Source organism: Citrifermentans bremense R1, from assembly GCF_000426865.1.
Lineage (GTDB): Bacteria > Desulfobacterota > Desulfuromonadia > Geobacterales > Geobacteraceae > Geomonas > Geomonas bremensis.
The window spans coordinates 200,097-222,144 of sequence record NZ_KE384581.1; the positions used below are offsets into that span (position 1 = coordinate 200,097).

The 22,048-nt window shown below is 63.3% G+C and carries 23 protein-coding genes; 11 read left to right on the plus strand and 12 right to left on the minus strand.

Translation table 11 applies throughout. The annotated features are described in order from the left end of the window. Positions 1-11 precede the first annotated feature (11 nt). The 6 genes from K419_RS0119840 to K419_RS0119865 all read right to left on the minus strand — a co-directional run bounded on the left by K419_RS0119840 (position 12) and on the right by K419_RS0119865 (position 6,372). Positions 12-1,634: a chemotaxis protein CheA gene (locus K419_RS0119840; RefSeq protein ID WP_226377746.1), complete on the minus strand. Its 1,623-nt coding sequence runs from the start codon at positions 1,632-1,634 to the stop codon at positions 12-14. A 9-nt stretch (positions 1,635-1,643) separates the two neighbouring features. Beyond that, positions 1,644-2,009 (minus strand): response regulator, encoded by a 366-nt coding sequence (locus K419_RS0119845; protein WP_026843065.1) that lies wholly within the window; start codon positions 2,007-2,009, stop codon positions 1,644-1,646. A 41-nt stretch (positions 2,010-2,050) separates the two neighbouring features. Then, positions 2,051-2,485: a chemotaxis protein CheW gene (locus K419_RS0119850; RefSeq protein WP_026843066.1), complete on the minus strand. Its 435-nt coding sequence runs from the start codon at positions 2,483-2,485 to the stop codon at positions 2,051-2,053. After that, positions 2,482-3,756, minus strand: coding sequence for a methyl-accepting chemotaxis protein (locus K419_RS0119855; RefSeq protein ID WP_026843067.1), 1,275 nt, complete (start codon positions 3,754-3,756; stop codon positions 2,482-2,484). Before K419_RS0119855 ends, K419_RS0119850 begins: the two co-directional genes overlap by 4 nt. Positions 3,757-3,781: 25 nt before the next feature. After that, on the minus strand, positions 3,782-4,615 hold the full coding sequence (locus K419_RS0119860) for a CheR family methyltransferase (protein WP_026843068.1): 834 nt from the start codon (positions 4,613-4,615) through the stop codon (positions 3,782-3,784). Between the two features lie 452 nt (positions 4,616-5,067). Continuing rightward, a complete protein-coding gene (locus tag K419_RS0119865; protein ID WP_026843069.1) occupies positions 5,068-6,372 on the minus strand; it encodes a pyridoxal phosphate-dependent aminotransferase in 1,305 nt (434 codons plus the stop codon). A 187-nt stretch (positions 6,373-6,559) separates the two neighbouring features. On the opposite strand from K419_RS0119865, the gene K419_RS23760 reads away from it, so the two are divergent. Next, complete coding sequence (locus K419_RS23760) at positions 6,560-6,898, plus strand: hypothetical protein (protein ID WP_156912262.1); 339 nt, start codon at positions 6,560-6,562, stop codon at positions 6,896-6,898. A gap of 19 nt (positions 6,899-6,917) precedes the next feature. Here K419_RS23760 and K419_RS0119870 read toward each other — a convergent pair whose 3' ends face one another. Both K419_RS0119870 and K419_RS0119875 read right to left on the minus strand, forming a co-directional pair. Beyond that, entirely contained in the window at positions 6,918-7,487 is a 570-nt protein-coding gene (locus tag K419_RS0119870) for a hypothetical protein (protein WP_026843070.1), read from the minus strand. Next, positions 7,484-7,837, minus strand: a complete 354-nt coding sequence (locus K419_RS0119875; RefSeq protein WP_012529065.1) for a VOC family protein — start codon at positions 7,835-7,837, stop codon at positions 7,484-7,486. Before K419_RS0119875 ends, K419_RS0119870 begins: the two co-directional genes overlap by 4 nt. 117 nt (positions 7,838-7,954) lie before the next feature. On the opposite strand from K419_RS0119875, the gene K419_RS0119880 reads away from it, so the two are divergent. The 3 genes from K419_RS0119880 to K419_RS0119890 all read left to right on the plus strand — a co-directional run bounded on the left by K419_RS0119880 (position 7,955) and on the right by K419_RS0119890 (position 10,625). Next, complete coding sequence (locus tag K419_RS0119880; protein ID WP_026843071.1) at positions 7,955-9,559, plus strand: thiolase family protein; 1,605 nt, start codon at positions 7,955-7,957, stop codon at positions 9,557-9,559. 216 nt (positions 9,560-9,775) lie between these two features. After that, the gene (locus tag K419_RS23955) at positions 9,776-9,937 is read left to right on the plus strand and encodes a hypothetical protein (protein ID WP_198013136.1); all 162 of its coding nucleotides are present in this window, start codon (positions 9,776-9,778) and stop codon (positions 9,935-9,937) included. Between the two features lie 82 nt (positions 9,938-10,019). Continuing rightward, positions 10,020-10,625 carry a flavodoxin family protein gene (locus tag K419_RS0119890; protein WP_026843072.1) on the plus strand — a complete coding sequence of 202 codons (606 nt, stop codon included), beginning with the start codon at positions 10,020-10,022 and terminating at the stop codon, positions 10,623-10,625. Between the two features lie 17 nt (positions 10,626-10,642). Here K419_RS0119890 and K419_RS0119895 read toward each other — a convergent pair whose 3' ends face one another. Together K419_RS0119895 and K419_RS0119900 are read right to left on the minus strand one after the other, a co-directional pair. After that, positions 10,643-10,840 (minus strand): hypothetical protein, encoded by a 198-nt coding sequence (locus K419_RS0119895; RefSeq protein WP_026843073.1) that lies wholly within the window; start codon positions 10,838-10,840, stop codon positions 10,643-10,645. 256 nt (positions 10,841-11,096) lie between these two features. Further along, entirely contained in the window at positions 11,097-11,726 is a 630-nt protein-coding gene (locus K419_RS0119900) for a LexA family protein (RefSeq protein WP_026843074.1), read from the minus strand. Positions 11,727-12,001: 275 nt separating this feature from the next. Between K419_RS0119900 and def the strand changes: the two genes are divergently transcribed. The 5 genes from def to K419_RS0119925 are packed head-to-tail and all read left to right on the plus strand — an operon-like array spanning position 12,002 to position 16,057. Next, positions 12,002-12,520, plus strand: coding sequence for a peptide deformylase (def, locus tag K419_RS0119905; protein WP_012774342.1), 519 nt, complete (start codon positions 12,002-12,004; stop codon positions 12,518-12,520). Beyond that, positions 12,517-13,473 (plus strand): methionyl-tRNA formyltransferase, encoded by a 957-nt coding sequence (gene fmt / locus K419_RS0119910; RefSeq protein WP_026843075.1) that lies wholly within the window; start codon positions 12,517-12,519, stop codon positions 13,471-13,473. The genes def and fmt overlap by 4 nt, the downstream gene beginning before the upstream one ends. Then, positions 13,463-14,233, plus strand: a complete 771-nt coding sequence (locus tag K419_RS0119915; RefSeq protein WP_026843076.1) for a DUF116 domain-containing protein — start codon at positions 13,463-13,465, stop codon at positions 14,231-14,233. Before fmt ends, K419_RS0119915 begins: the two co-directional genes overlap by 11 nt. 7 nt (positions 14,234-14,240) lie before the next feature. After that, complete coding sequence (locus K419_RS0119920) at positions 14,241-15,203, plus strand: polysaccharide deacetylase family protein (protein ID WP_051293138.1); 963 nt, start codon at positions 14,241-14,243, stop codon at positions 15,201-15,203. Positions 15,204-15,214: 11 nt separating this feature from the next. Beyond that, positions 15,215-16,057 carry an NlpC/P60 family protein gene (locus tag K419_RS0119925; RefSeq protein ID WP_026843078.1) on the plus strand — a complete coding sequence of 281 codons (843 nt, stop codon included), beginning with the start codon at positions 15,215-15,217 and terminating at the stop codon, positions 16,055-16,057. A gap of 14 nt (positions 16,058-16,071) precedes the next feature. Here K419_RS0119925 and K419_RS0119930 read toward each other — a convergent pair whose 3' ends face one another. Beyond that, positions 16,072-17,109, minus strand: a complete 1,038-nt coding sequence (locus K419_RS0119930; RefSeq protein ID WP_026843079.1) for an HD-GYP domain-containing protein — start codon at positions 17,107-17,109, stop codon at positions 16,072-16,074. 146 nt (positions 17,110-17,255) lie between these two features. Continuing rightward, positions 17,256-18,662 carry a mercury(II) reductase gene (gene merA / locus K419_RS0119935; RefSeq protein WP_026843080.1) on the minus strand — a complete coding sequence of 469 codons (1,407 nt, stop codon included), beginning with the start codon at positions 18,660-18,662 and terminating at the stop codon, positions 17,256-17,258. A gap of 333 nt (positions 18,663-18,995) precedes the next feature. Here merA and glyQ point away from each other — a divergent pair, with 333 nt between their 5' ends. Beyond that, complete coding sequence (glyQ, locus tag K419_RS0119940) at positions 18,996-19,871, plus strand: glycine--tRNA ligase subunit alpha (protein ID WP_026843081.1); 876 nt, start codon at positions 18,996-18,998, stop codon at positions 19,869-19,871. Further along, entirely contained in the window at positions 19,871-21,934 is a 2,064-nt protein-coding gene (gene glyS, locus K419_RS0119945; protein ID WP_026843082.1) for a glycine--tRNA ligase subunit beta, read from the plus strand. Before glyQ ends, glyS begins: the two co-directional genes overlap by 1 nt. The last annotated feature ends 114 nt before the right edge of the window (positions 21,935-22,048 follow it).

Genomic DNA, 22,048 nt, shown 5'->3' on the forward strand with positions numbered 1-22,048 from the left:
TGCCGTTTAAGTCACAACAGGCCGGCCAGGTCGAGGATGGTCACGATTTCCCCGTCCCCGAGCGTCGCCCCGCCGGCGAGCCCGGCCATCTTGCATAAAGGCCTGCCGAAAGGTTTGACGAAGAGTTCGTGCTGCCCGAGGAAGCGGTCCACCACGATGCCGACCCGCCGCCCCTTCGCCTCGGTGACGAAGAGCGGCAGTATCCCGTTGGGGAAACGCCCCAGCGGCAGCCCCAGGACCCGGTTCAGGCTCAAAAGGGGAATGGCCTCGCCGTCCAGTTGGAACATCTGCCGCTTTCCCATGGTCTCGATCTGGTGGCGCGCCAGCTCGACGGTGCGCAGCACCCCCGTCACCGGGACAGCCCCCTTCACGTTGCCGCACTGCACCACCAGTGCGTGGATGATGGCGATGGTCATGGGGAGCCTGAGCGTGAAGGTGCTCCCCTGCCCGGGCTCGCTCTCTATCACCAGGGTTCCCCCAAGCTTCTGTATGGCCGCGTTCACCGCGTCCATGCCGACGCCGCGCCCCGAGATGTCGGTGACGACCTTGGCGGTCGAGAAGCCTGGGATGCAGGAGAGCATCAGCGCCTGGCGCGGCGACAGGAGCGCCCCTTCCTCCGGGGTGATCACCCCCTTGGCGACGGCCGCTTCGATCATCTTCTGCGGTTCCATCCCCCGGCCGTCGTCGCTTACCTGGATCGAGATGCGGTCACGGTCGCGGGAAACGGAGAGCTTCACCGTCCCGCGGGGTGGCTTCCCCTGTGCCGCCCGCTCGGCGCTTTCCTCCATGCCGTGGTCCACGGCGTTTCTCAGGATGTGGTTCAGCGGATCGACCAACTGCTCCAGCATGCCGCGGTCCATGCCGATCTCGCGGCCGGACAGCTCGAAGTTGATCTCCTTGCCGCTTTTCTTGGCGAGGCTTCGGACCGAGCGCTGGAAGCGGTCGCAGATCGCCTCGAAGGGCATCAGGCGCACCTTCATGACCTCGTCGTGCAGGGCGCGCAGAAGCTTCCCGGTCTCGGAGACCGCGTCGTTCAAGGCGGGGCTTGCCACCTCCTGCGCCACGTTCAACAGCCGGTGCTTGTTGGTGACCAGCTCTCCGGTCAGGTTGATCAGGTGATCCAGAAGCTCCGTCTTCACCCGCACCGTGCCGCTTGCCTCGCCGGCAGGCTCCTTGGCCTTCTCGGGTTCGCCTCCCGGCTGCGCCTGGGGGGCTGGGTGCTCCGCCGGGGGCTCCCCCGCGGGCGCCTGCTTTTTCGGGGGAGCCGGCGTGTACCCCCGGAGCCTCTCCGCGAAGTCGCCGGGAGGGGGGGTGCATTCCCGGTCCGCCTCCACGTCGGCCAGCATGACGTCGATCAGGTCCACACCCTCCAGGAGCAGATCGGCCACCCCGGCCTCGAAGCAAAGGGCACCGTCCCGGACCCGCGCCATCAGGTCTTCCATGCTGTGCGCTACCACCACGACGTCGCCGTATTCCATGGAGGCGGCCATCCCCTTGAGCGAATGGGCTCCCCTGAAGAGGGCGTCGACGGCGCTTCTCTCGGCAGGAGCCTGCTCCAGGGCGACCACCTGGTCGGCGATGGTCTTCAGGTACTCTCTGCTCTCGGAGAGGAAGAGGCTTTTGTACTGCGACATATCCATCCGCTATCCCTCGGCCACTTCCCTAAGGGTGCGCGCCACAAGCTCCGGGTTGAACGGTTTCAGGATGAAAGCCTTGGCCCCCGCCTTCGCGGCCGCTTCGGTCATCGATTCCTGCCCGATGGCCGAGCACATCACCACGCGCGCCTGCGGGTTCAGCGCCATGATTATCTGCAGCGCCTCGATGCCGGTCTTGTTGGGCATCACGATGTCCAGCGTGACGAGGTCGGGGCGGCATTCCCGGTACCTGGCGACCGCCTCGTCGCCGTCGGACGCCTCGGCGGTGATCTCGTAACCCTCTTCGGTGAGGATGTCACGGAGCATCTTTCTCATGAACAGCGAGTCGTCGACTATCATGACCGTCGTGGCCATTGCTACCTCCTGGTCTGCTACAAATCTTAAGCAACTCACGACTAGATGCGGGCGGGTGGCTGTTTGAGCCCGTTCTCCAGCTCGTCGATCAGTGCCTCCAGCTGCAAAAGCCGCACGCGCCCCCTTGGGGTCTCCAGATACGCCTCGGTAAGCGGGTCGTCCCCCGGCTCTTCGCCGGTCACGAGGTCGGAGGCGATGATGGCGCTCACCCCGTCCACCTTGAGCGCCAAATGGGCGAGCCTCGGGTCGAGCACCAGGAGCTTGCCGGGGAGGGGGCGGCTTTTGAGCCCGAGATAAAGAGCCAGGTCCACGAGCGCGGTGAGGTTGCCGTGGAAGTTGATCAGCCCCAGGTAATGCGCGGGGGCGCCGGCGAAGGGGTAGCTTTGCTGAGGCTCCATCACCTCGCCGATCTGCTGCAGGCTGCAGGCGAATTCCTCCCCCCCCAGTATGAAAAGGATCAGCCGTTCCGGGATCACAGACCCGGCTCCCCTTGCACCTGGAACTTCTCGACTGAGCGGAGCAATTCCTCGGCAAGCTTGGAGAGCTCCACGGTCTGGAACACCATCTCCTGCATGGCGGAATGCTGCTGCTCGGTCGCGGCGGAGACCTCCTCGGTGGAGGCGGCGTTGTCCTCTGCCACTTTGGCTATCTCGTCCACCATGCTCACCATCTTCTCCGCGCCGGTGTTCTGCATCTGCGACAGGTCAGCGATGGAGTTGGCCTTGCGCTCGGTGTCGATGACGGTGGCCAGGATCTCCTTGAACGACTCCGCGGTGGTGTCGACGTTCTTCTTTCCGGCGATGATGCCGCGCGAACTGTCGGTGATGGTCTCCTGCAGCTTGCGGCTTTCCATCTTGACCAGGTCGATCATCTCCACGATGTCGGTGGCGCTCTTGGCGCTGCCGTCGGCGAGCTTTCTTACCTCTTCGGCAACCACGCCGAAACCTTTGCCGTATTCGCCGGCGCGGGCCGCCTCGATGGAGGCGTTCAGCGCGAGGAGGTTGGTTTGGCGCGCCATGTCCACGATGAAGTCGGCGATCTTCCCTACCTGTTGCAGCTTGCCGTTCAGGTCCATGAACTGCATCCCGATCAGCTCGACGCTGTCGAAGAAGCTCTTCATCCGCTCCAGCGAATCGTTGGCGAGCTCGCCGCCGCGCTGCGCCGTGATGCTGGTCTCGCGGGCGGCTTTGGCCGTTTCCCTGGCCCGGCGCGCCACCAGGTCGACGGAGATGGCCATCTCGTGGATCACCTTGGAGCTGCGGACGAGCATCTCGGCCTGGGTCTCGGCGCCGCCGGAGATCTGCTCGATCGCCTGCGCCACCTCCTCGGTGGAGGCGTTGATCTCAAGCGCGGAGGAGTTGAGCGTCCTGGTGGATTCCGAAACCCTTTCGGCCGTCTCCCGGATCTGGCGCACCAGGGTCCTGAGGCTTACCAGCATGGCGTTGATGGAGACGGCCATGCTGTGGGTCTCGTCGGGGAAACGGGTTGCCGGGAACTCGAGGTCGCTGGAGAGATCCCCCTCGCTGATCGACTCGGTGGCCCCGCGCAAAAGGGCGATGTTCTTGGTGAAGCTCTTGGAGAAGAAGGAGCCGAGGATGAGCCCTATGGTGAGCGCGACCACGTAGGAGAGTATGCTGGTGAGTTCGGGGGAGTATCCCAGGGCAGCCACCCACGAGGGGACAAAGGCTACCGCCGCGACGACGGTCAAAAATCCCAGGATGAACTTGTACCCGATTTGAATGTACATTGCGGCGAGCTCCTTATTCTGCTGGTTAGGCGATGGCCCGGTAGATGCGCTCCACGGGGCAGAAGGTCTTGAAACGGTTGCGTGGGGTGCCGAAAAGCGTCTCCGACTTTCCCAGCACCAGGTAGCCGCCAGGGGCCAGGGCGTCGGCGAAGCCGTTCAGGATGGTCTCCTGGCGCTCTCTTTCGAAGTAGATCAGCACGTTGCGGCACAATACCAGGTCGCAGCGCGGCCACTGCTGCGGCTGGTTCAGGTCCGCCTGGCTGAAACTGACCAGGGAGCGGATCTCCTGGGACAGGCGAAAGCGCCCGTCCTTAGGGGTGAACCAGCGCGACATAAGCTGCGGCGGGACCTCGGCCAGCCGGTCCGGGTGGTAGACCCCTTCTCTCGCGTGCTCCAGCGTCGAGGCGTCGACGTCAACGGCGCGAAGGGAGATGCGCCCCTCTTTAAGCGCCTGGGGAAAGCGTTCCTTGAGGATCAAGGCGACCGTGTACGGCTCCTCTCCCCCTGCGCAGCCGACACTGAGGATGTTGAGCTCTCTGCGCTCGCTTATCAGTTGAGGCAGGATTTCGACGGCGAGCCTTTCGAAGACGGTGGGGTTCCGGAAAAAATGGGAAACGTGGATGGTGAGTACCCGCAGCAGGCGCTCCTGCTCGGCGGGGTTTTCGGTCAGAAGCAGGCCGTAAGCCTCGGGGGAGGGGGACTGGGTGGCGCGGACCCTTATGTGTATGCGCCTTTTGACGCACTTGTCCTTGTAGCCGTCCAGGGTGAAGCCGGAGCGCTCCTTCAGGATGCGGCCTATGACGTCGAAGGTTTCCGGGGCGATGTCCGGCTCGGTGCCGCCTTTAAAACCGTCTATCATCGTGGGTCGCCCTTTGCCGGGCACTGCCGCCTGCCTCGCATGCTCGAGGACATCTGAACCTCTGTTGGAAATTGGGGGGAACAGCACAAATGGGAAACGAATACCATAATTGGGCTGCAAAAGTCAATCAACACGCAACCTTGTCCCCTTTCACCCTCCGGCGTTTCCGGTGCATTCCCACATCCCCTTTTTCTCATCCCCAAACTGCACTCAATCTCGTTTATCATCTGGTTCCCAAGGTCACCTTGGGAACCAGAGAAAGATTCATCGGGGAGTGCCGGGGAGCCGGGGGCGCGACCTACTGAAGTGCAGGCGTGGCTATTGCGTTCCCCACTTTGCGAAGGGGGGCAGGGGGGATTTGCTTTTCAGGGGTACATTTTTGCGAAGACCTCAGATACATCAGCTCTGCCAAAGAAAAAGCCCCGCTTGCGGCGGGGCTTTTTTTATCTCCTCTAGGAGGCGAGGTAGGTGGCGATGTTCTCGGTGAGGGTCCGGTAGATCCTGCGGCACTCCGCCTCGTCCCGCTCCAGGAGGGTCACCCTGAACCCGAGGAGCTCCGTGTTGAAGGAGGAGAGGGGAACCACGCAGATCCCCGTGTGCGCCAGGATGTAGTAGACGAAACGCTTGTCCGGCGCCACTCCCGGCTGGTTCACGATCCCCTCGACCAGTTCCCGGATTTCCGGGTTCTTGATGGGGAGGGTCTGGGTGTTGTTCAGGACCCCCGGCTTGAAGGGGACCGCCATGTAGAAGGCGCCGTTGGTCCGGTTCACGGCCAGCTCCGGCACCTTCGAGAGCGCCTCGTAGGTGATGTTGCTCATCTTCTCGTAGCGGGTGATGCGCTCGTTCAGATAGTTGTGGTACTCGGGGTGCTTCATCACCGCCGGCAGGCAGCGCTGCGGCAGCGTGGTGGAGCAGACCTCGTTCATCTTGGAGGAGAGGATGGAGTTCACGAATTTGTTGAAGCGCGGGTCGCGGTCGGCGTTGTACACCTCGATCCAGCCGCAGCGGGAGCCGGGCCACGGGAGTTCCTTGGAGATCCCTTTCATGGCGATGGCGGGAACCTGCCCGATTACGTCGGAGATGGGAACCGTCTTCTCGCCGTTGTAGACGATGTTGCTGTACACCTCGTCGGCGATGATGAAGAGATCGTATTTCCTCGCGATCTCGACGATTCCCTTCAGCACCTCCACCGGGTACACCATCCCGGTCGGGTTGTCCGGGTTGATCATCATGATCCCGGCGATCTGCGGGTTGTACTTCACGTGGCACTCGAGGTCGTCCATGTCCGGGTACCAGTTGTCCTCGGGCTTCAAGCGGTAGCAGACCGGCACCGCGTTCGCGTGGGCCGCCTCGCCGATGGAGTGGGTGGTGTAGGTGGGGGAGGGCATGAGCACGCGGCTTTCGGGGCGCAGGTTGCCGTACACCTTGGCGATGGCGTCGCCCAGGCCGTTGAAGAAGATGATGTCGTCGGGGGTGATCTGCGCGCCCCCGCGCTTGTTGGTGATCTCGCAGATGAACTCGCGGGTCTCCAGGACGCCGCGGGTCGGGCAGTAGGCGTAGCTGTCGTCGTTCATCGCCTCAGCCGCCACGATCTCCTTCATCCAGAGCGGGATGTTCTCCCCCTTGACGATGGGGTCGCCTATGTTCTCCCAGTTGATCTTCACCCCTAAGCGTTGCACCTTCTCGGCAACCGTAACGATGTTCCTGATCTCGTAGGTCAGTTCTCCCGCGCCGGGAGCGACTATCTCGTTGCGCATTCTTTTTCCCCCTAGGACGTACTGCGTTTATTGCAGCCAAAGCCGGATTTTGTATAAAAAAAGGCCGCGGGGGTCCCCCACGGCCTTCAGTATCTCTTGTTTTCTGAATCAGCAGTGGCGGCTCTAGAAGGGTCTGGCCGCTGCTGCCTCGTGGACGCTGCCACGTGATGTAACGCTGTTAGTATACATGACGCCTCAAATAGCATGCAGTGCTGTCGATGTCAATGTTTTTCATGAATGGGGGAGAACTTCCGCCCGCGGAAAAGTTACTTTTCCGGCGCAAAGTATCACTTCCTTTGAAAAAACGACATTTTTTGAAGCCAAGTGTTACTTTCCCGATAAAAAATGTCATTTTTTTGATTCAAGTGGTACTTTTTTCTCCAAAAAATACCGCTTGGAAGAAAAAAACATCACTTGGGCCGAGAAAAACATCACTTGGACCCAAAAAATATCATTTGGACGAAAAAAACGTCACTTGGGAGAAAAACACGGCGCTTGGCCAGGAATTGGAAAGTGTCCGAGATGAACAAAGGCAGATGCTTTGTCTACCGCGAGGTCTTAAGGGAGACGGTGAGGCGGCCGTCGGGGTCGCGCCACCTGAACCAGCCTGAGGGACGCTCCAGCTTCACCCAGTCCTCCTCGACCTCCAGCACCTGCACCAACTGGTCCCGGGAAAGCGAGGCGAGTCCCGCCGCCTCTTCCGTGGGCGCCCCCTTGAGCTGGTACCACCCCTTCTTCAGTCCGGGGAGCACGCGGACGGTGCGGCCGGGGAGAAACTCCTCCCAGCTCGTGTATTCCCAGCCGCGCTGCTGCTCCAGCCAACCCTGCCGCCCCGCTTCGTCAAGCGAGAGCCGGGTCCAGTTGCCGCGCCGCTCGCTCGCCGCCACCAGCGGCTCGACGCCGTCGCCCGCCAGGCGGGGCAGCGCAGCGGCGCTTCTCTCGGCGATGCGCTGCACACCCGGTTCGCGGTAAAGCGGAAGGGGCGCCGCCTGCAGCGCCCCCCACTGCCTCAGCGTCAGGATGCCGCAACCGCTGTAGGGACGCGGCGCGGCAGGCGCCGGGTAGGCGGAGCCTGCGGCAAGCGCCACTATGAGCAAGGCGGCGGGAAGTCTCACATCTCCACCAGCGCAAACTCGTTGCCGTCGGGGTCGGCCACGACGGCCATCTTCCCGTAGGGGGTAACCATGAGCGGTTCGGTGAAGCGGGCGCCGCCGGCGGTAAGCTTCGCGCAGAGATCCTCGAGCCCCTTCACGTTGAAGGTGATGCCGGTGTGGCGCCCGACGAGCTTCTTCGCGTCGTCGTGCATGGCGAGCGCGACACCGAGGGCGGTACCCTCGGCGGGGAGGAACTCCATCATGTATTCGGTCTCCTGCCCGGGGGCGAGAGCGAGCTGCTCGCGGTAAAACCGGCGCGCAGCCGGGAAGTCGTTGACGAATACCACGATATTCTTAATTTTTTCTACCATTGGAACCGCCTTAGGTGATATTGTGCGAAAGCTTTCAATACATAGCAGAGTGGGCGTGCGCTGGCAAGCGGTATTCAGCCGTTTCAGAGGGCCAAAAGCCCACGGCAAGGGGGGCATGTGACGCAGCAATTCAAGCCTCGGGAGGTCTATGTCGCCTCCTCTTTCATGGCTCCGGTCGGGCGCTATAACGGGCGCGAACGCGAAGCCCTGAGCTTTTTGGAGATGGCCGAAAAGGCGGGAGAGGTTTTCGCCGGCAGCCGGCTCAAGCGCTCCGACATAAACGCCGTCGTCGTCGGCTGCCAGAACCCGGTCGCCTTCTCGGGGGTGGACAACACGGCGGCCAAGATCGCCGGCGTCCTCGGGATCTCCGGCGCCAAATCGGTCTTGATCGACACCGCCTCCTCCTCGGGCGCGTCGGCTCTCGAATACGCCTACCTGCAGATCGCCTCCGGCCGCTGCGACCACGTCCTCGCCATCGGGATCCAGAAGATGAGCGACGTCCCCACCGGGCAGGCCACCCGCATCGTCGCAGGCGTGATCGACAAGGACGAGGCGGAGTTCGGGCTCTCCATGCCGGCCTGCGGGGCTCTCGTGGCGCGCTCCCTGATCGAGCGGCTGAAGCTCTCCACCGACGAGTGGACCGCCTTCTCCGCCCTTTTGACCCAGCGGGCGCACCGCTATGCCGCGCGCAACCCCGAGGCGCATCTCGGCTTCGAGATCCCGCTGGAGGAGTACTACCGCCAGATCGTCACCGGCAAGAACTACCGCTACTGGTGGCCTTTGCGCTACCACGACTTCTGCCCCATGTCGGACGGGGTCGCCGCCGTGCTCCTCTCGGCGACGCCGCACGAGGTGATCGTCTCCGGTGTGGGGAGCGCCACCGACATCCCCACCATCGCCGACCGCCCTTACTTCCACAGCTTCCCCGCCACCGTGCGCGCCGCGGCCGAGGCCTACGCCATGGCCGGCATCAAGAAGATCGCCGACTTCGCCGGCAAGATCCACGTGAACATGCACGACCCGTTCAACGGCTTCGGGCCGATCAACATGGTGGACCTGGGGTTCGTGCACCGACGCCGGATCGTGGAAGCGCTTTTGAACGACGAGCTTACCGGCGAGCAGGGGGCCTTCCCGACCAACATAACCGGCGGGCTGAAGGGACGCGGCCATCCGCTAGGCGCCACCGGCATGATCCAGATCGTCGAGAACCACCGGCTCATCACGGGGGGGCGTTTCCAGATGGGGCTCGCCCACTCCATCGGCGGGCCGATCAACAACAACGTGGTGACGCTCCTGGAGCGTACCAGCCACTACCGGCAGCGCCCCCGCCCGTCACTCACCCCCTGGGGGCTCCCGCCGCTTGGGCGCATGAAGCCAAAGCAGATGAACGTAGGCGAGCTCTTGAAAGGGTCGGGAGAGGTGCAGGGGCGTTTCGTTGCCGCCACCACCCGCTTCGATTTCAAGACCGGCGACCCGGAGGGGATCATCATCATCGTTTCCTGCCTGGTGAACGGGACCCGCTACTCCTTCCTTTTCGGTGTCGGCGGTGAGCACTACCGGCAGGTGGTGCAGCTCAGGTCCGGGGACCAGGTGAGCCTGGAGCAAAGCGAAGAAGGGATACTGGTGAACCGGATCCCGGTCAGGAAGTTCTACCAAAGGAGCATGAGCGGCGTGCTGGAGTTCGCCGGCAGCGGCTGGAAGAAGCTCACCGGAGGAAGCTAGCTGCTTTGCCTTGACACCGGCTCCCGGGGCCGGGTATTAACGTCCGTCGCTTTGGGCCAAAACCTAAAACCATTGGCAAGGAGAACGTCTGAGGATATCTGAGAAAATCGAAAAGCTTCCTGATTGTGACAATCAGGAAAAGCTTTCACTCTTTTTTAAGGTTTTCTCCGATTTTCTCCGTGGCAAATGGTTTTGTTCAAAAAAGGAGTCTGCAGCATGGCTTTGTTGTTCAAGGTTCTCGGGGTGATTTTCGCCCTTTTCGTAGTTCTCTTCATAGCCATCGTGATCGAGGAGTCTTTTTTCGGCGGCCGCCGCAGGCGAAAGCTGGAGCAAAAGGCGCGCGAGGAACAAAAGGCGCGCGAGGAGCAGGGGCGATAGAGGAAAACATCCCGAAGGGGGACAGGCACCTGACGGAGCCAGTCCCCTCCGGCGGAGGTCGCTGCTTCATCCCGGAGGTGTCATGACGCGCAAGGCGAAAGTAGTTGCCATAGTCGGAAGTTACCGCAAGGGGGGGATGATCGACCAGGTGGTGGACGAGCTTCTCGCCACGGCCGCAAGGGAAGGGGGCGAGGTCGAGAAGCTTTACCTGTTGGACACGCAGATCGAGTTCTGCACCAACTGCCGGCTCTGCACCCAGGAAAGGGAAGGGGCGCGCGGCATCTGCCCCATCGCGGACCAGATGGCCAGGGTGCTGGAGCTGGTCGAGGGGGCGGACGCAGTGGTGCTCGCCTCGCCGATGAACTTTGGCACCGTCACCGCGCTCATGAAGCGCTTCATCGAGCGCCTGGCCTGCTATGTCTACTGGCCCTGGGGGACGGCCGCACCGAAACCCCGCAGCAAGGAGAGGCCGCGGCGCGCGGTGCTCGTCGCTTCCAGCGCGGCGCCCGCTTTCATGGCGCGGTTTCTGACCCCGATCGTGAAGGTGCTGCGTCGGGCTGCGGAACTTCTGGGGGGGAGGACGGTGGGGGTACTCCTGGTCGGGCTTGCGGCCCTCGAAGAACGCCAGGGACCTGGGCCAAGGACCCTGGCGCGGGCGCGTCTTTTGGGGAAAAAGCTGGTGTCGTAAGGGATGCTTCGGGGTGGCTACCTTCTCCCCCCGGCCATGGTGAAACCGTCTTCACGGCTCCAGAGGTGGCGCGAGCGGGTGAGCCTGTTGCGGGTGGCTGCTGCGGGGGCATCGGCCCGTCCCGTAGCGAGAAGCCGCGGCAGTGCGGCATCGGCGTCCAGCAGGGCGGTGCCTTCAAAAATCTTCACACTCTTCGTTGTTTCTTGCAGTTTCACACGAACCCTCCCGCCGGCATGGGCCGACTCAGCGTTTCATGTAAAGCAAGATGCGTTCCTTTTAGGTAACCTGCCGGAATTGCGTCGATGCGGTTCCTGTTTCGGCCGTTTATGGCGCAGGTTTTTTTGACTTTCGGTGGGGCTGCGACGGGATATTGACGTGAGGAGGGGCAAGGCCGGCTGACGAGAGCCAGGCGGCAGATAGCCCGCACGCAGGCAAGGCGCGCGGGTGCCTCAGTCTCGAAACGGCAGGGGGTTAGATGATGACCTTGCGCCAGACGTCCACCACGATGCCGATGGTGTGGGTGCCGTCGTCGGGCTGGAAGGGAGCATAAGCGGGGTTGTCGGGAGCGAGGTAGATCTCGTCGTCCTTGACGCGGTACCTGCGCAGGATCGGTTCCCCCCAGCGGTTGTGGACGATGATGATGTCCCCGCTTTTCTTCTGTTCGCTCTCCGGCCTGAAGATCACCACGTCGCCGTCACGGATGGTGGGAGACATGAAATCGCCGTAGCAGACGATGGCGTAGCACCCCTCGGGGAGGTCGGGGACGGAGATGTAGCGGCTGATGGCGCCGAGGTCGTCGGGGAAGCTGTCCGGTATCATCTCCAGAAGCGGGGCACGGCTGACATTGGACTGTTCGGTCCTGGGCGGGTTTTTGAAGCTCTCTCCGCTTCCGTCACTCAGCCACTGGGCGTTGATGCCGAAGGTGTGCGAGAGGGCGATCAGCAGCGTGTCGGAGGGGCGCTTCCTGCCGGTCTCGATGCCGCTGAGAAACCCCTGGACGATCCCCAGGGAGGCGGCGAATTCCTTCTGGGTGAGCCCCAGCGCTAGCCTTGCCTTCTTGATCCTCACCCCGGTTTCTGCATGGTATTCGGTGGACGGCATTATTATCTCCAGGGAATTGCTCTATATCACCCGCATTTGGGGACGGCATGGCGGCTTCCGCCCATGCCTCTAGTAATGCAACAGTAACAGTTCCGGCGGCTTGGGGCAATAGGAGATTTCTCTGAGATATCGGCGCGAACCCCTCCAGCTGCGGAAGCAGGCGCCTTTTATTCCCCCCCTCTGAAGGGGGGCGTTGCTCATGAGTATCTCGTTGATTTTTTGCCGGCAACTTTATATAGTGGCGCGATAGTTCTGAAGACAAAGGAAGGACCAGTATGATACGCACAATACTCACCTATCCGGACCCTGAGCTGAAGAAGCGCTCACTGCCGGTTACCGTTATCACCGACAAGACCCGCGAGTTGGCTCGGGACATGGCCGAGACCATGTACGACGCCCCCGGAGTGGGGCTTGCCGCCCCACAGATAGGGGTGCACCAGCGCATCATCGTCATCGACGTCTCCGGAAAGGACGAGACGCCCGAGCTGATCGTCGCCATCAACCCCGAGATCGTCCACGCCGAGGGGGAGGCGTTCGAGGAGGAAGGGTGCCTGTCGGTCCCCAAATTCTCCGCCAACGTGCGCCGGCACGCCCGCATCGTGGTGAAGGCGCTCAACCTGGACGGCGAGGAAGTGACCTTCCGCGCCGACGACCTCCTGTCCATAGCCTTCCAGCACGAGATCGACCACCTGGACGGCGTGCTCTTCATCGACCATCTTTCCCCGCTCAAGAAAGGGATCTTCCGCAAGCGCTACCAGCGTGCCTTGGACGAAGCAAAGGAGCTTAACCGATGACCGGTATGCGCATCGTCTTCATGGGGACCCCCGAATTCGCCTGCCCCACCTTGCGCACGCTGATTGAGCGCGGCGAGCAGGTGGTGGCCGTGGTCACCCAGCCCGACCGCCCCAAGGGGCGCGGGCAGCAGACCCTCCCCCCGCCGGTTAAGGTCGTCGCCGAGCAGCACGGGATACCGGTGCTGCAGCCGGTTAAGGTGCGGCTTCCCGAATCGATCGAAGAGATCCGGGGCCTTAACCCCGACCTCATCGTGGTGATCGCTTTCGGGCAGATCCTGCCCAAGGCGCTGCTCGACATCCCCAAATACGGCTGCATCAACGTGCACGCCTCGCTTTTGCCGCGCTACCGCGGCGCCGCGCCCTTGAACTGGTGCATCATCAACGGCGAGAACGAGACCGGGGTCACCACCATGATGATGGACGTGGGGCTCGACACGGGCGACATGCTCCTGAAGCGCTCCACCCCCATCGGCGCCGACGAGGATACGCAGAGCCTGCACGACCGGATGTCGCAGCTTGGGGCGGAACTCCTCGCCGAGACGCTGGACCGGCTGGCCCGGGGCGAACTGGTCCCGGAGAAGCAGGACGACGCGCTCACCTGCTACGCCCCGATGATGAAGAAAGAGGACGGTCTCATCGACTGGAGCCGGGACGCGCAGGCCATCAAGAACCAGGTCCGCGGCATGACCCCTTGGCCGGGGGCCTACAGCTTCCTGGACGACAAGCTTTTGAAGGTCTTCCGCGTTCAGACCGCTTCGGGGAGCGGCGCGCCGGGCGAGATCCTCTCCTTGGGCCGCGACGGCATCGAGGTCGCCTGCGGCACCGGGAGCCTGCTGATCGCGGAACTGCAGCTCGAAGGGAAGAAGCGCCTGCCGGCGGGTGACTTCCTCGCAGGGTACAAACTTCAGCCGGGGTGCACCCTCGGAAAGAAGGAGGCTTCGGTTGGGGAATAAAGGGCCGTGCCAGGGGCCTCCACAGAAGCGCCTCTTCGTGGCACTGATGGGGGTGACCTGTCTTCTGGTGGTGGGGCTCATCTACCTGGGGTGGTGGATCCCGACCATGGGGCTCACTAATATCCATCCCGGCCTGCCGCGCATAGTGGGCATGGTATTCGGCGTGCTCTCCGGCATGGCGGTCCTCGGAACCCTTCTTTTGGTGCTCACCACGGCGCTCGGGAAGGACATCCTCGGCACCAGGTTCATGCGTGGGGTGGTGATCAAGTTCCTGCTGCCGCTCATCGAGCGGATCGGCAGCCTCTGCGGCATCTCCAAGGACACCATCCGCCAGTCCTTCGTCGCCATGAACAACTCCCTGGTCATCTCGCAACGCCTCAAGGTCAAGCCGGACCGGATCCTGATCCTGCTCCCGCACTGCCTGCAGCTCTCCCAATGCGAGATCAAGGTGACCGGCGACATCAACAAGTGCCTGCGCTGCGGCAGGTGCGACATCATGGGGCTCGCCGAACTGGCGCAGAAGTACCAGGTGGAGATGTCCGTCGCCACCGGCGGCACCCTGGCCCGCAAGGTCATCATCGAGAAGCGCCCCAAGCTGGTATTGGCCGTCGCCTGCGAGCGCGACCTCACCTCCGGCATCAAGGACTGTTACCCCCTCCCGGTGATCGGGGTCCTGAACGATCGCCCCTACGGCCCCTGCATCGACACGCGGGTCGACGTGGAGAAGATAGAAGCCGCGCTACGCAGCGTCTTGGTGTAGAAATCCTATGAGCGGATCCCCCCTGGCGAAACTCCCCGCCTTTTCTCTTTTCCTGGCGCTTTTGCTGCTTTTTTGCGCCGCACAGGCCCAGGCCGCGCAGATAACGGAATACCGCGTCATCCGCGAGCCGGTGAGCGACCGCTCCGGCAAACGGCTCCTCGCGGTCCGCAGTTTCAAATGCGACGGCGTCCCGCGCCTGCTTGCCGTCGACCCGGAAACGCTTGCGAGCTACGATCTTCCGGCCGACTCGTTGAAAAAAAGCGGCGTCGCCGGCTCTGACGCTTTCCGGGCCACCAGGCTCGCCCGTGCGCTCAATAAGTACAACTCCCCGCCGTACCGGCTGCAAAACGGCGGGGCGGTCCACGCCGAGACGCAGGTCGAGGGGCTTTTCCTCACCGTCGACCTCTGCCCCTCCAAGCGCCCCTTCGAGCGGGAGCTCTTCGAGGTGACCGCCGCCCTAGGCCATGGCCGCGCCGTCCCGGTGGCCGTAATGATCTCCGGGGTGTGGCTCTCCACCCATCCGCAGGAGCTCTCCTACCTGAAAGAGGCGATAGCCTCGGGGAAGCTGGCCGTGACCTGGGTGAACCATTCGTACCACCACCATTACGACCCCAAGGTCCCTCTGGCGGAGAACTTCCTGCTCGCTCCGGGGACCGACCCGATGCAGGAGGTGCTGCAGGCGGAACAACTCCTCCTTTCCCAGGGGCTCGTCCCTTCCCCGTTTTTCCGCTTCCCGGGGCTTGTTTCCGACGGAGCCTGGATGCAGCGGCTCAAAGAGCTCTCGCTGATCCCCATCGGGAGCGACGCCTGGCTTGCCAAGGGAGAGGCGCCCCGCCCGGGAAGCTTCATCCTGGTGCACGGCAACGGCAACGAGCCAAAAGGGGTGAAGCTGCTCTTGCCGATCTTGAAGGAAAAGGCGCCGCGCCTTTTGCCGCTTGCCGCCGCCTTCGGCGCCAAGGCGGAACCCTAGAGGATAAAGAGATGAAGACGATGTTCCTTGCGCTTTTGGCGCTTCCCATATTCTCTCCCGCTGCCCATGCCGCAGATCACCCCCGCTACGCCGTCGCCGTCGCCGCCACCCCCGTCCTCAATACCCCCGACTTCGCCAAGACCTTCAGCGGCAAGGTGAAGCTAGACCCCTGCAAGGGGGTGCGCCCCGTCGAGTTCATCGCCTTTCCCGGCACCCTGTTCCGGATCGAGGGGGAGCAGGAAAGGGACGGCGTCAAGGTGTACCGGGTCACCAGCAACGATTACCCCTACCCGACGAAGACCGGCCTCTTCGTGGACGCGCGCTTCGTGGAGGCGGTGGAGGGGACGCCCCGCGAGCGGCAGCGGACCCTTCCCGAGCCCGCCGAGATACGGAAAAGGCTTCTCTCCGCGGTGGGGAGGCCCTACGTCTGGGGGGGAAACTTCAAGGAAGGTGTGCCGCTTTTGAGGACGCTCTACCCGCAGGGGGACCCGCTGTACGGGGTGGACTGCACCGGGCTTCTCTACGAGGCGACCGACGGCTATACCCCGAGGAACAGCTCGTACCTCACCCGCTACGGTAAAGGGGTGAAGGTGGCGGGGCTCTCCGCGGCGGAGATCGCCAGAAAGCTGGAACCGCTGGACCTCGTGGCCTACAAGGGGCACGTGATGATGGTTGTGGACGAGGATTCGATCATCCAGAGCGTGATGGGGTGCGGCGGCGGGAAAAAAGGGGTGGTGCTTTCCTCCAGGGAGGAGACCCTGAAGAAACTGATGCGGACCCGGGAGCCGGCGGACCGGTACCCGAAGGGCGCTGCCGGGGAGAAGAGCTTCGTGGTGCGCCGCTGGCTTCGCTAGCCCGGCCGCGGCAATCAGCAGGTAGCGGCCGGAAGCACCAGGTTGAGGGGCTTCTTCCCGCCCGCTCGGTGGGAGTCGCACTCCGGGAACTCCTCGCTCGACGGTAGCGGCCCGTCGGGGACCACGGCCAGAAACACCTTGACCACCGCCGGGTCCAGCGCCGTGCCCGCCATCTCGCGCACCATCTCGCGCGCCTTCTCGAAGCTATATGCTTTGCGGTAGGACCGGTCCGAGGTGAGGGCGTCGTAGACGTCGGCCACCGAAACGATGCGCGCCTCGATGGGAATCTCCTCCCCCATGAGTTGGGAGGGGTAGCCGCTGCCGTCGTACTTCTCATGATGGTAGTGGATGATGTTCCGCGCCACCTGGGACAGGTCGGCTTTCTCCGCCACCTCCACCCCCCAGCCGGTGTGCATCTTCATGGTCTCGAACTCGTCCTCGCTCAACTTGTCCGGACCGTTCAGTATGAACTCCGATACTCCGATCTTGCCGCAGTCGTGCAGCCAGCTTCCGTACTTGATCTGCCGCTGCATCTCCTTCGCTATCCCCATCGCCTCGGCGACCAAGAGCGCGTAGACCGCGACACGGTCGCAGTGCCCCTTGGTGCTCGGGTCCTTGAGTTCAATGGTCTGCGCCAGGGAACGGAGCACCGCCTCGTCCTCGCGCCGTATGTCATGAACGGTGCGGTAGCGCCTCAACCCCTCCTGCACCACCTCGACGATTTCCTCGTCCTTCCACGGTTTCATCAGACAGCGGTAGACCTCGGAACTGTTGATGGCGGCAAGCGCCGTCGGGAGGTCGACGTGGGAAGAGATGAGCACCTTCACCGTGTCCGGCGAGACGTTCCTGAGCTCGCGCAGGAACTCCAGCCCCGACATCCCCGGCATCTGGTTGTCCGACACCACTACCGCTATCTCGTGCTTTTTGAAGAGTTCCAGGGCCTCTTCCGCGTCGCTGGCGGCGAGGGGGTCGATGCCGTGCGACCTCAGCAGGTCGCCCAGCGCCTGGAGTACCAGCTTGTTGTCGTCCACAAAGAGTATCTCTGCCGCCATCTTCACCGCCCCCGTCTGCGCCTGACGCTGATGCGGCGCGGAACCGTCTCGGTCCGTTAGCCGCAACCAATTTGTGGCATAGTAGTCTTTCATGAAATTGTTGTCAATTTTAAACTAATGGGAAGCGGGGACGGGGGAGCCTTGGGCTATTCGGCGCAGCAGGAGAGTTGGTCCAGGTTTCTGCTGAAGGCCTGCGCGCAGAGCCGCAACCCTTCACCCATCGACGGGTAGACGTGGAGGGTGTCGGCCAGTTCGGCGACGGTCATGCGGCAACGGATGGCGAGGGCGGCCTCGTTGATGATGTCGGCCCCGCGGTGCAGGCAGAGGTGCACGCCGAGTATCCTTCCGGTCCCTGTCTCGGCGACGATCTTGACGGCGCCGGCGAGAGCGCCCGTGACGTGCGCCTTCGCGATGGCGGAGGCGGGGATGGTGTGGCTTTCTACCTCGAACCCGGCCCGGCGCGCTCCCTCTTCGCTGTAGCCGACGGTTCCGACCTCCGGGTCGGTGAAGATGGCCATGGGGAGGGTCTGGTAGTCGAGGGCGCAGTTGCAGCCGGTCTCCAGCATGTTGTCCACGGCGGCGATCCCCTCGCGGGCGCCGACGGTGGCGATCTGCATCCGGCCGGTGACGTCGCCTGCGGCCCAGATCCCGGGGGAGGAGGTGCGCATCTGCTCGTCCACCACGATGAACCCCCTTTGGTCCACCTGCACCCCGGCCTGCTCGAGGCCTAAGCCTTCGGCGGCGGGGGCGGTACCGACGGCCACGAGGAGCTGCTGCGACTCAAGGCAGGTGCGTTCCCCCCCGACCAGCGCCTCGACCCTCACGCCGTCGCCGTGCCGGCAGGCGCTCAGCACCGAGGCATTCAGGATGATGCGCATCCCCTCGGAGGCGAGGACGTCCTGCAAGGCCAGGGCGGGCTCCGCCTCGATCGCGGGAAGCACCCTCTGCCCGTGCTCCAGGACGGTTACCTTTACCCCCAGCCTAAGGAACATCTGTCCCAGCTCCAAGGCGATGACGCCGCCGCCGATGATGGTGAGCGATGCGGGGATTTTTTTCAGCATCAGCGCGCTCTTGCTGGTCAGGAAAGGGGTCTCGTCGAGTCCTGCGATGGGGGGGACGCGGGGGACGCCTCCGGCGGCGATGAGGAACCGGCTCCCGGTGAGGCGCCGCTCCCCGACCCGGACGGTGTCGGGGGAGGTGAAGACCGCCATCCCCTTGACCAGGGTGAGCCCGGGGACGTTTTTGAGCACGTCCAGGTACTTGGTCGTTCTCAGCCTTTGCACCACGTTCAGCTTGTGGGAGTCGAGAAGCGGGAAGTCGAGCGCGCCGCTTAGCGCGCCGAGGCCGAGCCGCTCGCCCAGTTGCGCCTCGTGCCGGAAGAGCGCCGCGTGGATCAGGATCTTGCTGGGGATGCACCCCCAGTTGATGCAGGTCCCGCCGAGGGCGCTTCGCTCGATCATGATGGAGGCTGCACCCCGCTCCTGCGCCCTGAGCGCTGCGGCGAAGGCGGTGGAGCCGGAGCCAACGATGATGATTTCGGGTTGCTGGTTCATCTGAAATTACCCCCACCTCAGTGTACCTTGAACGCCAGTTTCGGTAAACGGGAAGAATAAAGAGACCTTTGCACCCATGTCGCCGTCGAGCGTAGGTTTAAAGGCGCGTTTTTTGCCACTGTCTGTTTCTAGCTTCCCCTCCCGCCAGGGGAGGGGGGACTTTTTCCGCTATTGCGACATCCAACGGCAGGTTTTTGCCCTCTTGACGGGCGATATTCCTTGACAGCCGCTTCTCAGGTATTGTAATCTGGCGAGCCTAACTGTTTGGATACAGTAAACTTTTTTTGCGATGGACGCAGAGTCTGAAATAACGAGTTGATCGGAGGCGGCGTGTTGACATTCCAGGAGCTGATTCTTTCCCTGCAGGGGTATTGGGCAGGGCAGGGATGCGTGATCCAGCAACCATATGATACGGAAAAAGGGGCCGGCACCTTCAACCCGGCGACCTTCCTGCGCGTGCTCGGTCCCGAGCCGTGGAAGGTGGCGTACGTCGAACCTTCGCGCCGCCCGACGGACGGGCGCTACGGCGAGAACCCGAACCGGCTGCAGCACTACTACCAGTTCCAGGTGATCATGAAACCCTCGCCCATGAACATCCTCGACCTCTACCTGGACAGCCTGCGCGCCTTCGGCATCGACCCGGGCAAGCACGACATCCGCTTCGTCGAGGACGACTGGGAGAGCCCGACCTTGGGCGCCTGGGGTCTTGGCTGGGAGGTGTGGCTCGACGGGATGGAGATCACCCAGTTCACCTACTTCCAGCAGGCCGGCGGCATCGACCTGAAGCCGGTATCGTCCGAGATCACCTACGGCTGCGAGAGGATCGCCATGTACCTGCAGGGCGTGGACAACGTCTACGACCTCGAGTGGGTCAAGGGGGTCAGGTACGGCGACATCCACCACGAAAGCGAGGTGGAATTCTCGACCTACAACTTCGAGGAGGCCGACGTCGACATGCTGCTGCAGCTCTTCAAGATGTACGAGAAGGAGTGCGTGCGGCTGGTGGAGAAGGGTCTGGTCCTTCCCGCCTACGACTACGTGATGAAATGCTCCCACACCTTCAACCTTCTGGATGCCCGCGGCGCCATCTCGGTCACCGAGCGCGCCTCCTACATCGGCAAGGTGAGAAACGTGGCCAGGCTCTGCGCCGAGGGTTACCTGCAGATGCGCGAGCGGCTCGGTTTCCCGCTGCTGAAAGGAGGGCTCTAATGGCTAAGGACCTGTTTCTGGAGATAGGTTGCGAAGAGATCCCGGCCGGCTTCGTCCCCAAGGCGATGGCCGACATGGAGCTTTTGATCAAGAAAGAGTTCGACAGCGCCCGCATCGAGTACGGCGAGATCGTGACGCTCGGTACCCCGCGCCGCCTGGTGCTGGCCGTTAAGGGGGTCGCCGAGAGGCAGCCCGACGCGGAGCTGACCGCGATGGGGCCGGCCAAAAGCCACGCCTACGACGCAGACGGCAACCCCACCAAGGCAGCCCAAGGGTTCGCCCGCGGCCAGGGGATCGACGTCTCGCAGCTGAAGCTCGTGACCACGGAGAAAGGCGAGTATCTGGCCGCCGTGAAAAGCGAGATCGGCCGCGCAACCGCCGAGCTCCTCCCCGAGCTTTTGCCGCGCCTGATCGGGAACATCCCGTTCAAAAAGTCGATGCGCTGGGCCGATTTCGACGTCCGCTTCGCCCGCCCCATCCACTGGATCGTGGCGCTCTTCGACGGCAAGGTGGTTCCCTTCTCCTTCGGCAACATCGACAGCGGGAGCGCCTCGCGCGGCCACCGCTTCATGGCCAATACCTCTTTCCCGGTGCGCGACCTGGCCCACTACTTAGAGGAGTGCGAGCGCCATTTCGTCATCCCCGACCCGAACAAGCGCAAGGGGATCATCCGCGCCGAGATCGAGCGGGTGGCCAAGCAGGCCAAGGGTAACGTCCTTCCCGACGAGGCTCTCCTGGAGCAGGTGAGCTACCTGGTCGAGTACCCGAGCGCGGTGCACGGCACCTTCTCCCCCGACTTCCTGGTGGTGCCGCGCGAGGTGCTGATCACCTCCATGCGCGAGCACCAGCGCTACTTCTCGCTGGTGGACGACGAGGGGAAACTCCTCCCCGGCTTCATCACCATCAACAACACCATCACCGAGGACCCGCAGGTGGTGGTCAAGGGGAACGAGAGGGTGCTCCGCGCCCGCCTCTCCGACGCCCGCTTCTTCTTCGACGAGGACCACAAGGTGAGGCTGGAAGCCCGCGTCGAGTCCCTTAAGAGCGTGGTGTACCAGGCGAAGCTCGGCACCTCCTACGAGAAGATGGAGCGCTTCCGCGAGCTCGCGAAGGGGCTTGCCGAACGGCTCAACCCTGCAGTGACTAAGCAGGTCGAGCGCGCGGCTACGCTTTGCAAGGCGGATCTCGTCTCCGGCATGGTGGGGGAATTCCCCGAGGTGCAGGGGATCATGGGGCGCGAGTATGCGCTCCACGACGGCGAGGAGAAGGCAGTGGCTAACGCAATAGCCGAGCACTACCTCCCGACCCAGGCAGGGGGCGAGCTTCCCGCCTCCGACATCGGCGCCTTCGTCTCCTTGGCCGACAAGATGGACACCATCTGCGGCTGCTTCTCGGTCGGGCTCATCCCCACCGGTTCCGCGGACCCCTACGCGCTCAGGCGTTCGGCGCTCGGCATCATCAACATCATCCTGGACAAGGGTTACCGCGAGCCGCTCTCCGACTTCGTCAAGGCGTCGCTCGATCTCCTCTCCGCCAAGGCGACCCGGCCGCTTGCCGAGGTGCAAAAGGACGTCCTCGACTTCTTCCGCGGGCGCTTCGTGAACCTGATGGCGGACCGCTTCCCCTCCGACGCGGTGGAGGCGGTGGTCTCGGTCTCCTTCGACGACCTGGTCGAGGCTGCCGCGAAGATCGAGGCGCTGGCAGGCTTCCGTAACCGCGACGATTTCGGCCCTCTGGCCGTCGCCTTCAAGAGGGTCTGCAACATCGTCAAGGAAGGGGTGGATACCCCGGTTTCGGCCGAACTCTTCCAGGACGCCGCCGAAGGCGAACTGCACCAGGCGCTGACGCAGGTCTCCGGCAAAGTGGCAGCCGCGCTCAAAGAGGCCGACTACCTGGCGGCCCTGACCGAGATCGCGACGCTGAAGCCCGCCGTCGACCTCTTCTTCGAGAAGGTCATGGTCATGGCCGAGGACGAACGGGTGCGCCAGAATCGCCTGGCGCTTCTCACCGGCATTGCGAGGCTCTTCGGAAGCCTGGCCGACTTCTCGAGGTTGTCGCCCTGATGAAGAGGCTGCGGCAAAAGCAGATGAACGGGAACTTTAAGACCACATCCGCAGCAAAGAGGACGAAAAATAACGCTCACGTAAACAGCCGTACGCGCCTGGAACCCAGGCCGG

Coding starts and splice junctions, on each gene's coding strand:
- K419_RS0119840 (WP_226377746.1), bottom strand. CDS start 1,634: ATGTCGCAGTACAAAAGCCTCTTCCTCTCCGAGAGCAGAGAGTACCTG.
- K419_RS0119845 (WP_026843065.1), bottom strand. CDS start 2,009: ATGGCCACGACGGTCATGATAGTCGACGACTCGCTGTTCATGAGAAAG.
- K419_RS0119855 (WP_026843067.1), bottom strand. CDS start 3,756: ATGTACATTCAAATCGGGTACAAGTTCATCCTGGGATTTTTGACCGTC.
- K419_RS0119860 (WP_026843068.1), bottom strand. CDS start 4,615: ATGATAGACGGTTTTAAAGGCGGCACCGAGCCGGACATCGCCCCGGAA.
- K419_RS0119865 (WP_026843069.1), bottom strand. CDS start 6,372: ATGCGCAACGAGATAGTCGCTCCCGGCGCGGGAGAACTGACCTACGAG.
- K419_RS23760 (WP_156912262.1), top strand. CDS start 6,560: ATGACGCCTCAAATAGCATGCAGTGCTGTCGATGTCAATGTTTTTCAT.
- K419_RS0119875 (WP_012529065.1), bottom strand. CDS start 7,837: ATGGTAGAAAAAATTAAGAATATCGTGGTATTCGTCAACGACTTCCCG.
- K419_RS23955 (WP_198013136.1), top strand. CDS start 9,776: ATGGCTTTGTTGTTCAAGGTTCTCGGGGTGATTTTCGCCCTTTTCGTA.
- K419_RS0119890 (WP_026843072.1), top strand. CDS start 10,020: ATGACGCGCAAGGCGAAAGTAGTTGCCATAGTCGGAAGTTACCGCAAG.
- K419_RS0119900 (WP_026843074.1), bottom strand. CDS start 11,726: ATGCCGTCCACCGAATACCATGCAGAAACCGGGGTGAGGATCAAGAAG.
- def (WP_012774342.1), top strand. CDS start 12,002: ATGATACGCACAATACTCACCTATCCGGACCCTGAGCTGAAGAAGCGC.
- fmt (WP_026843075.1), top strand. CDS start 12,517: ATGACCGGTATGCGCATCGTCTTCATGGGGACCCCCGAATTCGCCTGC.
- K419_RS0119920 (WP_051293138.1), top strand. CDS start 14,241: ATGAGCGGATCCCCCCTGGCGAAACTCCCCGCCTTTTCTCTTTTCCTG.
- K419_RS0119925 (WP_026843078.1), top strand. CDS start 15,215: ATGAAGACGATGTTCCTTGCGCTTTTGGCGCTTCCCATATTCTCTCCC.
- K419_RS0119930 (WP_026843079.1), bottom strand. CDS start 17,109: ATGGCGGCAGAGATACTCTTTGTGGACGACAACAAGCTGGTACTCCAG.
- merA (WP_026843080.1), bottom strand. CDS start 18,662: ATGAACCAGCAACCCGAAATCATCATCGTTGGCTCCGGCTCCACCGCC.
- glyS (WP_026843082.1), top strand. CDS start 19,871: ATGGCTAAGGACCTGTTTCTGGAGATAGGTTGCGAAGAGATCCCGGCC.